The sequence below is a fragment of the Treponema vincentii genome (assembly GCF_018336815.1).
GTDB lineage: Bacteria > Spirochaetota > Spirochaetia > Treponematales > Treponemataceae > Treponema.
On record NZ_CP050497.1, the window covers coordinates 2,440,384 to 2,455,405 of the forward strand.

16 protein-coding genes are annotated in these 15,022 nt (G+C 35.5%); all 16 read right to left on the reverse strand.

Going from position 1 to position 15,022, the window contains the following annotated elements; genetic code table 11:
* Positions 1-1,323 carry a nucleotide sugar dehydrogenase gene (locus GWP40_RS11145; protein WP_212565373.1) on the reverse strand — a complete coding sequence of 441 codons (1,323 nt, stop codon included), beginning with the start codon at positions 1,321-1,323 and terminating at the stop codon, positions 1-3.
* 50 nt (positions 1,324-1,373) lie between these two features.
* Complete coding sequence (locus GWP40_RS11150) at positions 1,374-2,015, reverse strand: nucleotidyl transferase AbiEii/AbiGii toxin family protein (RefSeq protein WP_212565374.1); 642 nt, start codon at positions 2,013-2,015, stop codon at positions 1,374-1,376.
* Entirely contained in the window at positions 2,003-2,320 is a 318-nt protein-coding gene (locus GWP40_RS11155) for a hypothetical protein (protein WP_212565375.1), read from the reverse strand. Before GWP40_RS11155 ends, GWP40_RS11150 begins: the two co-directional genes overlap by 13 nt.
* Positions 2,314-3,405 carry a non-hydrolyzing UDP-N-acetylglucosamine 2-epimerase gene (gene wecB, locus GWP40_RS11160; protein WP_212565376.1) on the reverse strand — a complete coding sequence of 364 codons (1,092 nt, stop codon included), beginning with the start codon at positions 3,403-3,405 and terminating at the stop codon, positions 2,314-2,316. Before wecB ends, GWP40_RS11155 begins: the two co-directional genes overlap by 7 nt.
* A gap of 29 nt (positions 3,406-3,434) precedes the next feature.
* Positions 3,435-4,823 (reverse strand): polysaccharide deacetylase family protein, encoded by a 1,389-nt coding sequence (locus GWP40_RS11165; RefSeq protein WP_212565377.1) that lies wholly within the window; start codon positions 4,821-4,823, stop codon positions 3,435-3,437.
* Positions 4,824-4,842: 19 nt separating this feature from the next.
* Positions 4,843-5,802 carry a GNAT family N-acetyltransferase gene (locus tag GWP40_RS11170; RefSeq protein ID WP_230974438.1) on the reverse strand — a complete coding sequence of 320 codons (960 nt, stop codon included), beginning with the start codon at positions 5,800-5,802 and terminating at the stop codon, positions 4,843-4,845.
* A 27-nt stretch (positions 5,803-5,829) separates the two neighbouring features.
* Positions 5,830-7,248: a hypothetical protein gene (locus GWP40_RS11175; protein WP_212565379.1), complete on the reverse strand. Its 1,419-nt coding sequence runs from the start codon at positions 7,246-7,248 to the stop codon at positions 5,830-5,832.
* Between the two features lie 69 nt (positions 7,249-7,317).
* On the reverse strand, positions 7,318-7,749 hold the full coding sequence (locus GWP40_RS13310) for a sugar phosphate nucleotidyltransferase (RefSeq protein ID WP_414162746.1): 432 nt from the start codon (positions 7,747-7,749) through the stop codon (positions 7,318-7,320).
* A 14-nt stretch (positions 7,750-7,763) separates the two neighbouring features.
* A complete protein-coding gene (locus tag GWP40_RS11185; protein WP_212565381.1) occupies positions 7,764-9,092 on the reverse strand; it encodes a cytidylyltransferase domain-containing protein in 1,329 nt (442 codons plus the stop codon).
* Entirely contained in the window at positions 9,089-10,090 is a 1,002-nt protein-coding gene (gene neuB / locus GWP40_RS11190) for an N-acetylneuraminate synthase (RefSeq protein ID WP_212565382.1), read from the reverse strand. The genes GWP40_RS11185 and neuB overlap by 4 nt, the downstream gene beginning before the upstream one ends.
* A 1-nt stretch (position 10,091) precedes the next feature.
* Positions 10,092-10,421 carry a hypothetical protein gene (locus GWP40_RS11195; protein WP_230974439.1) on the reverse strand — a complete coding sequence of 110 codons (330 nt, stop codon included), beginning with the start codon at positions 10,419-10,421 and terminating at the stop codon, positions 10,092-10,094.
* A gap of 34 nt (positions 10,422-10,455) precedes the next feature.
* A complete protein-coding gene (locus GWP40_RS11200; RefSeq protein ID WP_212565383.1) occupies positions 10,456-11,115 on the reverse strand; it encodes a peptidoglycan bridge formation glycyltransferase FemA/FemB family protein in 660 nt (219 codons plus the stop codon).
* Entirely contained in the window at positions 11,081-13,237 is a 2,157-nt protein-coding gene (gene neuC / locus GWP40_RS11205; protein ID WP_212565384.1) for a UDP-N-acetylglucosamine 2-epimerase, read from the reverse strand. Before neuC ends, GWP40_RS11200 begins: the two co-directional genes overlap by 35 nt.
* Before the next feature lie 2 nt (positions 13,238-13,239).
* Positions 13,240-13,917 (reverse strand): DUF4276 family protein, encoded by a 678-nt coding sequence (locus GWP40_RS11210; protein WP_212565385.1) that lies wholly within the window; start codon positions 13,915-13,917, stop codon positions 13,240-13,242.
* Positions 13,914-14,225 carry an AAA family ATPase gene (locus GWP40_RS11215; RefSeq protein WP_212565386.1) on the reverse strand — a complete coding sequence of 104 codons (312 nt, stop codon included), beginning with the start codon at positions 14,223-14,225 and terminating at the stop codon, positions 13,914-13,916. The genes GWP40_RS11210 and GWP40_RS11215 overlap by 4 nt, the downstream gene beginning before the upstream one ends.
* Positions 14,171-15,022, reverse strand: a complete 852-nt coding sequence (locus GWP40_RS11220; protein WP_212565387.1) for an AAA family ATPase — start codon at positions 15,020-15,022, stop codon at positions 14,171-14,173. The genes GWP40_RS11215 and GWP40_RS11220 overlap by 55 nt, the downstream gene beginning before the upstream one ends.

Sequence of the window (15,022 nt, forward strand, 5' to 3'; positions counted from 1 at the left end):
TTACAGTTTAAACACCTTTCCATCTTCAATGTGGACAGTTTTTACCGCATTGCGTAAATCGACTACCAAACTTGATTTCTCTACAATGTGTTCAATATCAAAACAAGAATGGTTAGTCGTAAATACTACACAATCGGCTTTTTCTAAAAGCACATCGGTTAAATCAGTACCAATCCATTTTTTTCCGTTATCATCAATACATTCAGGAATATACGGATCATGATACAGGACATTTGCCCTCTTTTTAGCACATTCTTCCATGACGAGCAAGGCAGGACTTTCCCTCGGATCATCAATATCCGGCTTATAGGCAACACCCAAGAACAATATTGTAGAGCCATTCATAGACTTTTGTTTGCGGTTAAGGGCATACATAATCTTATTCATCATCTTATGCGGCATCTGATTGTTGATATTGCCGGCAGTATTTATCATCGTTAAATCGAAGTTAAAACCTTTTGCGATATGCTCAAGATAGAACGGATCAAGCGGGATACAGTGTCCTCCGATACCTGGACCGGGATAAAAAGCCTGAAAACCGTAAGGTTTCGATTTTGCAGCGTCTATTACTTCCCAAATATTAATATCCATTTTCCCCGCTAAAAGAGCCAGTTCATTGATAAGTGAAATATTGATCAATCGATAGGTATTTTCAAGTATTTTTACCATTTCTGCGACACGGGGACTTGAGACAGGATAAAGATGCTGAATTGCTTTACTGTAGAGCGCAACCGCAATTTTCTGAGCCTCTTCACCTAACGCACCAACAACCTTAGGCGTATTATCAGTCTTATAATCTTTATTACCCGGATCAACTCGTTCCGGACTAAAGCACAGCCAAAAATCTTTACCTTCTTTTAGGCCTGATGCTTTTTCGATAATGGGCTTCATAAAGTCTTCCGTTGTCGTAGGATAGGTGGTACTTTCAAGCGAAATAAAAGTACCTGTTTTCATATTTTTTCCAATATCTATGCAAGACTGTTCGATAAACTTCATATCCGGCTTTTTGAAGTGATCAAGCGGTGTCGGAACACAGATAATAACCGTATCGCATTCTTTAATACGGGAGAAATCGTTTGTTGCGGAAAGTTTTTTTGTTTTCGTTACTACACGGATTAAGTCTTCATCTTTTATATCACCGATATAGTTCTTTCCCGCATTCACTGCTTCTGCTTTTTTCACACTCTTTTCAAAGCCCAAAACCAGCACATTTTTTTTTGCAAAAGACACGGCAAGAGGTAAGCCGACATAGCCTAAGCCGATAATACCGACAACTTCGGTATTACTTTCAATTTTTTTTATGATTGTTTCAAAATTTGACATGTTGAACTCCTTAGTCTGCAATTATGTTTAATAGACTGTTGAAAGTAAATTTATACATTCCGAATTATTTCATCCAGAATTTTTTTATACGTTTCATCAAAATCATTTAAGAAATTTTTATCGAGCAATTTAATATTTTTTAACAAGTTTCTTGGAAAAGTCTTTAAGCGGATAATTAAATCATCGTCGCTAAAATAAGCTTTTTCATGAGCCGCCGTCAGTATTTCCTTCCATGAAAACGTATGCATCTTAGATATTAAAAAAATATCAAATATATCTTTAGGGTTATCGCGCCCTATTACAGCACATAGTTTATTACTAAGAATATTATCAAGATTGTCAATGATAAAATACTCATTCACTATAATAACATCTTTAAAATGTGGAAGCGTTTCATTGACAAAATCAAGCTGTAAAATCGTATTGATTTTTAACCTAATAAAATCTTTTGAATCTACTTCTGTAATAACCGAAAAATTTTTTTTAAGCTGACATAAAATGTTTTTTATCGCAAAATGGAACCGATTTGAACTTTGTGCAAAAAAGTCTAAATCATCAGAATATCTTTTTTCAAAATAAAACCTGCTTAAACATGTTCCACCGGTTAAATAAAACTCTTTTTCGGTTTTAAAAACGATTTTCAGAACTTTATCTTGAAGTCTGTACAGCTCTTTATAACTTACACCGTCCAACTTAACTCCTCAATTGTTAAAGGCAAATCAAGAAAATACGTCCCTGCTAAATTTAACCGTCGCTTTGCAATATTTTTATTAAAGGTAGGTAGCTTATAACCCTTTATCAGTTTTTCCAGATCTTCTTTATAGAATATGTTCAAACTTGCAAAAAGCTTTGTGCTGTTTAACAAAAGTTTATCAAATAAAAAAGCTTTTGCTTTAAAATCATTACCGTAAATTATATTAGACAATTCATCAACATTAAAATTCATATCCCAAAAACAGTCTTTTATTATTTGCTCTATTATTTTTTCATCTAACATAACTGTATCGCATAACTCCCTAAAACTTCGATAATCTTTTCTGCCGTATGCCCATCACCATAAAGCTGAGGATACTCTGTAGGGGTATGCATATTCCGAATGGCAGATACGATTTTTTCAGTGTCAGCACCGGTGAGCGTATTCCAACCGGAAGAGACCAGTTCAACCCATTCAGTAGTGTCGCGCATGGTGATACACGGTTTTTGAAAGAAGAAAGCTTCCTTTTGAACACCGCCTGAGTCTGTAAGCACAGCAGTACAAGCTTCTTCATATTTCAGCATTTCCAAATAACCGACCGGATCAATCAGTGTAACGTGTTTTTCAAAATGTAACCCATGCTCTGCCAGTATTTTCTTTGTACGAGGATGCACAGGGAAAACAAATTTTCTATCCGAAAGGGTGTTGATAGCATTTACAATATTTGTTAAGCGCACCGGATCATCGGTGTTTTCCGCCCTATGAATAGTCAGCAAGATAAAATTACTTGGTGTTTGTAATGAACTACTTTTCTGACGGTAATAAAGGGAAGCATCATACATAATATCACCCGTTTTACACACAACCTTATTATCTGCAGATGGTATACCGCTCGTAGAAATAATTCCTTCTTTCTTGAGATTGTCTACAGCCGTATCAGTCGGACAAAAAAGCCATGTTGAAAGGTGATCGGTAAGACGACGGTTTTGTTCCTCCGGCATTGCCATCATATAGGAACGCAGGCCGGCTTCCACATGAGCAACCGGAATGTGCAGCTTACTGGCAGCTAAAGCCCCTGCCAATGTAGAATTAGTATCGTCGTACACAAGCACTGCATCCGGCTTTAGCACTAACAGCAATTCTTCGATCTTTTCAAGCATAAGGCCGGTCATTTTCCCATGAGAACCGGAACCTATATGTAAGTTGTAATCAGGTCGCGGAATATCCATTTCGGTAAAGAATATGTCACTCATATTTTGATCATAATGCTGACCGGTATGAACGATTGTTTCCGTTACACCAAGCTGCGGATTGTTTCTAATATAGCGACTTAACACCGCTGCTTTAACAAATTGCGGACGTGCGCCAATAACTGTAAGAATGTGCATAAAATACATTACCTTATATAATTCAAAAATCAACAATCTAAAACTTCTATATAAAATTGTTTCTGAGCTTCTGTTAAGAACTCTGTATTGTGGAACAGTAAAACAAAATTGCCGTTATAATATTTACATTTTACTTTTAAATTTTTAAATACTTGTAAAGCATCATCGGTTAGCCCTAAATTCATATATCGCTCTGCAATTATAGAACACTCCATTGCAATAAGCGGGCGTTCTTTCAATTTTAATTTTCTTCGTGTTATACAATCATACACTGAATACTCATAACACGTACCGCATCGAAAGCCGGGCATATCTGCAAAGCTCAATGTAGAATCATACTTCATCCCTGCATTTTCCCAAATAACGAAAGTTTCGGGATTCTGCCATTGGAGATAATGCTGCCGACCGCCTTTTATTTCTTGACCAATTCCAAGCACTTCAAGTGTATCTCGCAGCAATTGTACATCGTCTGTGAACGCTTTACTATTTAAATACGTCCCATAAAAACCATGAATACCTATTTCATGACCGCGTTTATCAATAGTCTGCAATAAGGCTTGCATATGAGGTAATGTAACGGGATATTGTATTGTCATTTCAGGACTGCTTGAAGGTAAAAAGTAAAATGCGCTTTTTAAGTCACGCTTTTCGCTTTCAGACATAATAAAATCAAATGTGTAATAGGGATCATCTTCTACTTTGCCATTATTAACTTTATTCCATCGAGATAATGTATCAAAAGCTAACAGTACAGATTTACGTTTTAAAACATCTCCTCCCATATGCTTAATAAAACGCGGCACAGATACATTGAGGTATCTAAACGGAACATCAACATCATGCGTAGGAGATATTCTAAATTGCATTTTTTTCCGTTCCAGCTGCGGAAATAAATAGTGAAGCAACGCAAATAACAGTTCCACATATTCATTTACAATAGGACGAAATAAAAAACTTTCTTTATATGCGACTGAAGATTTTGCAGAAAAACGATTATGATTATCCCGTTCTTTTACCACAATTTCTTCGTAACGCGAAATCATAAAAAAGATACTGCCTAAAATATCAATATCACAGTCAATAGTATTTTCGTCAACCGCTATTTTCGGCACACCATACAATACGGGAAGCTCAGCCTCGCAAATATGAATTTCATTATGTAAAGTCGTTTTCAATTCAGTCAAATTATAGTTCTTTAACGGCAAACACGGCATTGCTTCTTCATTAAGCCAGTTATTTGAAGCTCTAACAAAAAAGTCCGCACTAAGCCGCAATGTATTATCACCGGAAGATATAAGAACAGTATTTTGCGCCATAGGTGTAATTTCATAATCGATGCCAAGCCATTCGGTAAAAACAATGGAGCAGGTATATTCAATTTCGGAAATACAAAAGTTAGGAATTTTTATTTTCAGCATAGTATTTATTTCCAAATAATTAAACTGACGTAAAAATATCTTTTATATTTTTCATACATTTATATAATCGGGAACCGCAACGATATATTTGAAAATATGGTACTTGTGCAGCTCCAAATGATCGGAAATATTTTTCAATACTTTCAACCATACTTCCTTCAAAATCGAATACTTTACCGGACTGTAAGGCAAATAAAATAGAGTGGTGCTGCACCATATCCATCCCTCCCATATCCTTTGCAGTAGGGTCTATTCCTCCCATCAAATAATAAACCGTAGTATCATCATAAACCAAAAAATTTGCAGCAACAATAGTCCCATCAGGCAGCTTTGCGGCAAACATTTTCACCGCGCTATGCATTATGCATGCATTATAAATACGGACAACAATATCTTTTGAATAAGGAATCTGCATATTTTTCCGATTAAATGTTTTTGTATTTAAAAGAAAAAAATCATCTACAGAATGTAACTCATCAACAGTAATACCAAGATTAACAGCTTTTCTTCTTCTTCTTCTTATATCAGTTTCATATTCATTCTCTAATTGGTCTTCCGTAATATTCTTAATCCGATACGTGTAGCGTGTTGTCTGTTTAAACCCGCACCAATAAAACGGCAGCCAATTGGTAATTTGTGGAGAAAGGCTTTGTTGAAAAAAATCATAGTTAGGTAATTGCTTAATTAAATCCGAATATACTTCTTTTTCCCAAGAAAGACGCTTATAATATTTTTGGTTTACAGGATACTTTATATACGGCCCCAATGTTTGAGTCAGCAATGGCATTTGTATTCTATTAAACCATAGTTTTTTATCAATGCAATAAGGCAAAGCGCCGACTATACTGCCACCTTTTTCTACTAACACTACATTCCAATTATCTTCACCACACACGGCATCAAGCCACCAATCTTTATTAAAAATTGGGACACCTTTTTCTTGTTCACAAAACGTATGATACCTGTCTTTATTTGTCATCATGCTTCCTAATAGTATTAGGCATTTCTAAACACCTGAGGTTTTTAGAGATACCCTATTCTTTTCATCAATAATAGTAAGAGCTTTTTTTAATCTTTCTTCATAATTATCCGCAAAGAACCATGATCCTTCCCGGCGAATGATATTTCTGTCGAGTTGAATAGCTTGATCCACTTTTTCTACAAAGTCTTTCGGTTCAGAAACATATAATACCGATACAATACCTTTAAAAAATTCCCCATACACAAACTTTGCCAAACCGCCTATATCCATCAAGATTACAGGAGTACCGAAAGCTAAACTTTCTATTGCGCATGTTGATAGCACAGCGGATGTTATATGTGAATTTTGCATACATTGATAGACATTAAGTTCCGTTTCAATCACAATACTATCATTCTTATAACTACGGTGATAACCTTTAACAAACCGAGGAATAAAAACAAAAAACAATCGACTATCTAACTTAGTCACTTGCTCAACAAATGTAAGAATATCCCTATCGATGTCATACTGACTTGCAACAGTAATAATAATTTTGTCTTTTAAAAACCCATATTTTTTTTCAAATAGATGCTTATTGATCTCTACCTCTTGCCGCATTAAATCAATATAATAGCTGCCTACGGTAAATATTGAATTTTTATGATATATATGTTCGCTAACGTCTAATTTAAATCGGTCACCAAAAACCAATAAATAATCAGGATAGGGATTCGGATCAAAACTTTTAAACGAAGTATACGCGGTATGATGACTATTGATTACCCCGTGCTGCATCTCAATTACCGGAATATGTTTCAACTTAGCAACATAAAACGCAGGCATTCGCATAATATCATAATAACAATTCACATAAATCTTAGAAGGTTTTATCAACTCAAAATATATGTAATAAAAATTGATTCCACCAATGATTAACCGGACAATTTTTTCATAATTAAACTGAATACCTAAATCATGGATAATATTTTTAACTATCTCTTCTCCTTGAAAGGCTTTCTGTTTAAAGTGAAGCAATTTCGAAAATAATACAATAAAACCGGCAATAAGATCAGATTGTACGTAATATTTAATAGGCATATTATACGACAAACGTTTTACAATAACCGGTATCTGCCTTGTTTCGATAGCAAAAACACATTGCATAATCCTATCAATATATTCATCATTATGCTTCTTAATTTCTAGATCATCAGTAAAAATAATTACACTTTGTTTCTTTAACATTTGAGTTAAAGAAGTCTCTTTCAATGCTGTAAATAATCGCCATAATTTATTTTTCTTCTGAGCTTCATTCGCTTCAGGTTTTTCATCTGAATAATAGTATAAAGTAAAAATACTATTTCGCAAAAATGGCCATAATTTGATACCTGCATATTCAATATCTTCAACAGAATATGTTGTTTCTATATACTTTATCTTTTCTATAACATCAGTTTTCATTTTTACACCATAAAGTAAATTTATTGTATAATGCCAAGTAAAAAAGTTTTCAAGTTAAGACCTTTAACCTCACCCCTTCAAATGCTCTGCAATTTCCTGTACTTTTTGAAAATCAGCAGGTTTACCGATATCTATCCAATAGCCGGAAATCGGAAAACGAATGACTTTGTATTGCTTTGCTATAAGATCATTCAAAAAATCCGTTGCATCATAGAAAGTATTATGGGGGATTAAATCAAGCAACGACCTCTTAAAAAGATATATCCCTGCATTTGCATAGTAATAATAACTCGGTTTTTCTTTGATTCCAATAATATCTCTTTTATTTTCAATATCAAGTATGCCATACGGTATATTCACGTTGTATGGCATAGCTGCAACACTCATATCTGCGCCATTCTTTAAAAAATGCAAATAAAATTCTTCTAAATTTATATTGGTAAAAAGATCCGAATTCATTAAAAGAATAACATCATTATGCCAATCATGTATATATTGCACACCGCCAATAGTTCCTAAAAATTTTTTTCACCTTCGCGAATACATTTAATCTGTATACCATCTTTTTCAGTTGAGAAATGTTCCTCTATTTGCTCGGCTAAGTAATTTACCGTAACATTTATATTATCAATACCGCAGTGCATAAGATTATCAATATTATAATCGATAATCGCCTTACCGCCGACTTTTAAGAGCGGTTTAGGTATATTAAGCGTTAAAGGCCGAAGACGCTCTCCCTTTCCTCCCGCCATCAACACCGCATCAATGGGCAAATAGGATTTTCCATTTGAAAAATCAAGAATTTTCTTAACGGTTTTATCTTTATGAAGATAAGGGACAAGTTTAATGCCTTTTTGCCTAATAAAGGAAATTAAATCGGAAGAATAATTATCATCATCAATATAGGTAAAATCTTTCCGCATAACGGTTGCTATGGGATCCGCTAAAGAAGCACCTTTGATTAGAGCTCGTCTACAATCACCATCAGTCAATGAACCCACCACCCGCTTCGATTCATCGATAACAAACAATGTAAGCATCCCATTATCAGAGACAGCATCAAGTTGCTTTAAAGCATCGAGAATACTCGTACTATCTAGTACAAGATACTTTGTAAAATCATGTGTATTCATTACTACTTTAAGCCTTTTACCAACTTTTTTCTCCAAAATTGCTTCAGCAAGCTGCCAGTCAAATGGAGTATCAATATCTATCGAGTTTATATCTTCCATAATGCTCTTCTTTATCCTGGAAAAATGAGCCAAACCTTTTTCCTTCAAAGATATTGGATTGATGACATAAACAGCACCATTATACTCATAATACGATTTAACATCTTGACGCCGGACATCATCTTTATTTAGAGTCATCGTTAAAAAGCCATCTAAATCTTCTTCACATATAACAGCAGCAGAAGAAGATAGTTTTACCGACACCACCATATCTATATCATCAGTATATAATTTTACAGCTGCCCGCACATTTTCTACCAAACGCAATGGAGATGTAGGCTGCAACAACACTATTGCCGTATAGTTTTTTCCGATAGACTCATAATATTTCAACGCATGAATCAAAACATCATTCGTACTTGCCGTATCGTTTGCCAATTCCCTTGGTCTCACAAAGGGGACTTTCAAACCGTAATCGGAAACAACCTTGATAATTTCTTCATCATCAGTCGATACACAAATATGCTCATCGTTTGTTAATGACCGAGCTATATCTATTGAATAATAAATCAACGGTTTCCCGTGTAATAACTTAATATTTTTATGAGGTATACCTTTACTACCACCACGAGCTGGAATAACATATAAAAACCCATTATCTATGCTTGTCACCATGTTACTCCTTCACCAATCCTGAAATCTTTTCCAGCTTTCAATCCAATTACAGAGTCCCACAATGAGGCTGACAACCCGCTATCACTTCGTTTAACAGAAATATTATCTTTTGTAAAGCACTCCCCCTTTACTATATTTTGTATCGCAACAATTTTTTTCAATACCACTTGGGAAATCTGTGTTTCCATTTTTGATGGTATTTTTATACCGTTTCCCAATGCTTTTTCAATATTGCGGATTTTTTGTACCATTATAGCGAAGTCATCCGGTGTAGTGCTTGCCGCATGATCAGGCCCTTCCATCGTTACATCAAGCGTAAAATGTTTTTCAACCACTACTGCACCCAGCGCAACAGCAGCTATAGCGACCTCATCGCCAATAGTATGATCGGAATACCCAACCGGACAGTGAAAAGCGTCGGCAAGTGTCTGCATAGCTTTTAGATTGACTGTATCGATAGGACACGGATAACTGGTGGTACAATGTAAAAGAGTAATATCGTCAGTTCCCGCCTGCTGCAAAATTCGATAGGCAACATCAACCTCTGCTAAAGAACTCATCCCCGTGCTTAAAATTACCGGTAGCCTTTTTGAGCCTACATATCGCAAAAATGGAATATTGGTAATTTCACCGGAACCAATCTTCAACATAGGAACCCCCAGCTCAACAAGAAAATCAAGACTTTCTTGTTCATCAGCGGTAGACAAAAACAGAATACCAATCGAATCGCAATAGGCCTTTATCTTACGAAAATCATCATACGAAAGTTCAAGCGACTTCAACATTTCGTATTGAGAGATTACCTTTCCGGTATTTTTTACTTGATATTCTGCCTGGGCAACATCTTTTGTAATAATAGCATCCGTTTTCCAAGTTTGAAACTTGACGGCATCTGCTCCCGTTTTTTTTGCAGCATCACACAATTTTAAAGCAAGATCACAGCTACCATTATGGTTTACCCCTGCTTCTGCAATAATAAAAGTTTTGTATTTCATATTAATACCTATATTTCAACAATCTATTTTTATACAAAGAGGCTTTATCAGGATTCTTTTGCTCCCATTCTTGGCATACTGTACTGTAAACATCTTCATTAAAGATCATTTTCCCGATATAAAACTCTGCCGTAGTATGGCTAAAGGATTTTTTAAATTTAAACAGGGAATTTTCGGGATCATCATTTAACCCACCCCCAAGATGAAATATTTTAACACCCTGTTTTTTCAATTCAAGGGCAGCTTGCCATAGCAAGAGATTATTAACCCCATGATAAGAGCTTTTTACACTCCCCGCAAGGTGATAATGTCCATAATCTCTGCTGTACATGAACAATGCTGCAGCAAGAATTTCTCCATCTTTCTTAACACAGCCTAAAAATGATCTTTTTTCTCAGCATTTCCGCAAACGATTGATAATATGCCTCATCAAAAAAATAAAAATCATCGGCTGACAGCCGGGACATTGTATCGCCATATATTCGTATAAAATCCTTCAAAGAGACAAAATCGTAATCTGCGCAAAACACCAACCCTTCCGACAATGCCTTTCTAACCATATTTCGATTTTTTGCAGAAAGCTGAAGCGAAAAAATACTATCCTCATCTGGTAGTAAATCGATGACTACCGTTTGACGATCAAGACCCACTTCACAACAGTTACAGCATATCGCATTATTATGCAGCAATGGATGAAACCGAATAAAACCTGCAATATACCGCTGTTCTACAAGAAACTGTTTCATACTTTGCAGGGCGGATTCAATCCAACGAATATCATCAGTATTTACAAGAGGTCCCCCATAACCATACGGAGTTTCAAAATCAAAAAAAGTCTCGAATTGGCGCCGGATAATGGGCAACAGCAGTATATTATCGTTTTCTTGAGCTATAATACACAAAGCTCTTGAAGTATTATCTTGATATAACTTAACATACTCTTCAAAAAAATAAATATCACGTTTATTGTCAGGAATAAGATCAAGACACTTATTCCAAGTATCCCTTATTTCCACCAATATCATTTAAAGCTCCAATCATTTTTTTCATATCAAAAATAGAATACCGCTGATCAATCACCAAAGAAAGTTCAGTATCATACAAGCGATTAGTATGTGCAATACCTTCCACCCGCGGCCAATGCACCGGCAGGAAAATATTACGTTCTTTTAATGCTATTCTTATTTTATCTCTATTCGGTACTAAAATAGGGATAAAAAAGGGGATTTTTGGCATCTTTGAACCTTTAACAACATATATATCCATTTTTTTTAATTGTTCACATATATAGTCAGCATTCATACTGCGTATTCGCTTTATACCATCAAAATCAATTTTTTCAAAAATAGCTTGTGTTATTTCTGAGCATATTACATCATATGAATTATCAAGAATTTTTTCACCATGTATTAATAAATCCAAATAAGATTGATCAGACACCTCTTTATACGAGTCAAAATACTTTAATAAAGCCCCTGCAAATTTAAATTGAACAAAACCATTTGGGTAAAGAGCAGGCTTCATATTATTATGAACAGTCTTTACCCATGCACCATCAGGAACAGCAAACCATTTACGAAAACTAGTAAATACGTAATTGGCACTTGACCTATCGTCCATTTCATAAAATGCCTGCACGTTATCTAAAATGATGCATACATCAGATTGTATCTTACGCAGTGCCTGTATAATATATTCGCTATTTACGCAACCAAAATAATTTATAACAAAAACGCAGGTATGATTATCCAATTTTGAAAGTATCGTTTCGCAATTAGGCTCAACATCAGCTTTTATATCATAAAAATCATAACGAAATCCTGCAGCAGAAACGGTATGGATAATAGATTCACATAAATACTCAGGCAACAAGACAGTGTCAATTTTTGAAAAATGATACTTTATATTTTGCAATATTGCGTATAATGCCGCCCTACCAGATGCATACAAATAATGTTTATTTATTTTCTGAAAACTTATCGGGGGGGGGGCACACGCTAGATCAATAGCGAACTCTCCACCTATTTTTTTATCAACCATTTGATGCAGTATTTTTAAAATATTTTCAGCAGTACGCCCTTCACCCCAATAGTTTTTATCGTTGTAGGCATTTTTATCTGCAGCGAGCGCGGTAGTAACAGCAGCTTGTATTTCATCAACTCCAGTAGATGCCTGTATAATATTAGCACATTGATACCGCCCTTTTTGCCTATCTCCTACATTTACCGTCGGAATAGACAAAAAAGGAGTTTCAACAATACCGCTGCTGGAATTTCCAATAACAAGAGCAGCCTGTTTCATAAAGCTTAAATAGCGGAGCTGCCCCAATGAGGAAACCACAGTAAAAATCCCAGGGTATTGTACAGCCACAGCATCAAGATATTCATTGATTTCTTTTCCGCCGTAATCCATATTTGCTTTAGTAATAACGATTTGAATATTAGGAATAGACTGCACTACTGTAATAATATTACTAACAGCCTCCATATTATAGTCGAGGCTTTGCATTGTTTCCGGGTGATAAGTCATCAATACCCAGCGTTTATCTGCATCAAGATGTAGTGCTTCGGCTAATTCAACACGAGTCAGCAGCGTTTCTGTTGTATAAAAATCAAGCGTAGGTTCTCCAACTGTAAAGACATTCTTATCCCCCCCCCGCATTCTGATGATATTTTTTGCAGAATCTTCCGTACCGGGAAAGTGATACTCGGCAAGCATTGTTACTGCATTTCGTATAGCATCATCCAAAGCTCCCTCTGTAACATCTCCGCCTGAAAGATGTGCGATCGGAATTTTCATCATAAATGCTGCAGAACAGATCGGCAAAAGCTCGTACCGGTCACCCAATACAAAAACAATATCCGGCATCAGTTTATGAAAGGTATCAGCAAAGCCTTCCGCATAACGGCTCATTGTATGCGCAATAGTCAGTTCAGAAGTATTATCCACCGCAACATCTACAAACGCGGCTATCGGATAGCCATCTTCTTGTATACGCTCAACCGTATAGCCTTGTTCTTTTAACAAATGAGCGCCTGTTACAACAAGCTGCAACTGAAAATGATGATCATGATGCACTGCATCTATTAAACTGCGTAGATAACCATATTCTGCCCGCGTTGCTGTTACAATACAAATTTTAGTCATATTTATAGCTGCTCCAATTTCTCAATCCAATCGGAAAAATGTCTACATTCGTCTCGTAATTTTCCTATTCCAATTTTCTCGAGTATGGATACTCCACCATCAATTTTATCGTAATCCGGTATACACGCAAGTAATCTTTTTGACGGTGATGTAGATTCGCCATGGTTGATCAACTCAGGATTTTTAAATTCTTTTAAAGCTTCTTTAAGAGGTCTGATATCATAATCAGATTCAAAATATCGTTGAGTGATCTTATCCAAATCAGCAAAAATCAAACTTTCAAACTCATGCAATTGTATATACGGAAGATATACATACGGAGATACTTTTTCAAAAGCTTGTATTTCTTTCTCCAGCAATAATATCTGCCTATAAGGATCACTAATGGTTCCTATTTTATCCATACCAGGTGTATCCTGCGGAAGTTTATAAAAATCAAACATAGTCGTAACAAATATGTGACCATTTTTTACATTGGCAAGAGCCTTAGTTATTGTTGAACGAGCTTTTTCAAAATTGCTCATCCCGCCCTTGTACATTTTACCATGCTTTTTATCAAGTTTGGTTAATACAGTCCAAGGAATAAGTATTTTATCTCGTAAAGCAAAATATGGCACCAGTATGCGCTTTACAAAAGTAGCTTCAGCCTGCCCTTCGCAAATAACAGAGATATACTTCACGGCTGCCCGCCTAAAACATTTTTTTCCCACAATTCAGACAAAGTAAAATCTTCCAACCATAGCTTTAATTGTTCTTGCTCCAACCGATGAAAGAGACTGCATTTGCGTATGCTATCATACTCGGCAACAATAATTTCAGATGAATCAAAGCTATCAAGAAGCCGTGCAGACTGCGTTGCAACAATAACTTGAGCATTTTTTGCTGCGGTTTTTATCATTGAAGCCAATAAATCAATTGCTTGCGGATGCAAGCCTAACTCAGGTTCATCGACAATAATAACATTCGGCAGTAATTCCGGCGGCTGCAAAAAAAAAGCGTTGTAAGCGCAATAAAGCGGATAGAACCATCAGATAACTGTTCAGCCCCGAAATCATACTCATTATTATCAGCACTAAACCATCGTAGTTTTATATAGTCAGGATTTAATACCTGTGGTTCCAGTGAAAAATCACAGAACTGCGGCATAACAAACTTTATTCTTTCAACAATCCTGTCATAATATTTTTTGTATTCTGATGATTTGTTTTTTAACATATAGAGATATGCAGCAATATTTCCGCCATCACTCATAAGGCAACGGTTATTCTCAATTTCTGACGTATTCCTGATATGAGAAGTCATAGACGTATCATGAAATTGAAATGTTCTACAATTTGATAAAATATATTTGATAATTCTTTCACTGCTATATTTTAGGTTATTAGTAGCTAAATAACTTTCTCTTTGTCCTCCCGCGAGTTCATAACGCCGCTCTCTCCATTCTATTGATTCATCCAAAAAAATTAAAGAATCCTGTATGGTTTTTGCAAGCACTATATCATATACATCGGTATCTTTATCGTTAACAAACGTAAGACGCGATTCAATCGACGATGTATATTTCGAACCAAAATGGAGAAGGTATTCCGCACCACCATATCGAGCAACATAGTTCTGAAAAGCTCCGGTCATCATGTAATTAAGCATTTTGAAAAAAGAAAGTAAATTTGTTTTTCCGGAACCATTCGAACCGATAACAATATTTACATCGGTCAAGTCCATATCTAAGGCATATTCTTTTGATGAACTAATTGATTTAAAACCGGCAAGTTCTATCTTTTTCAA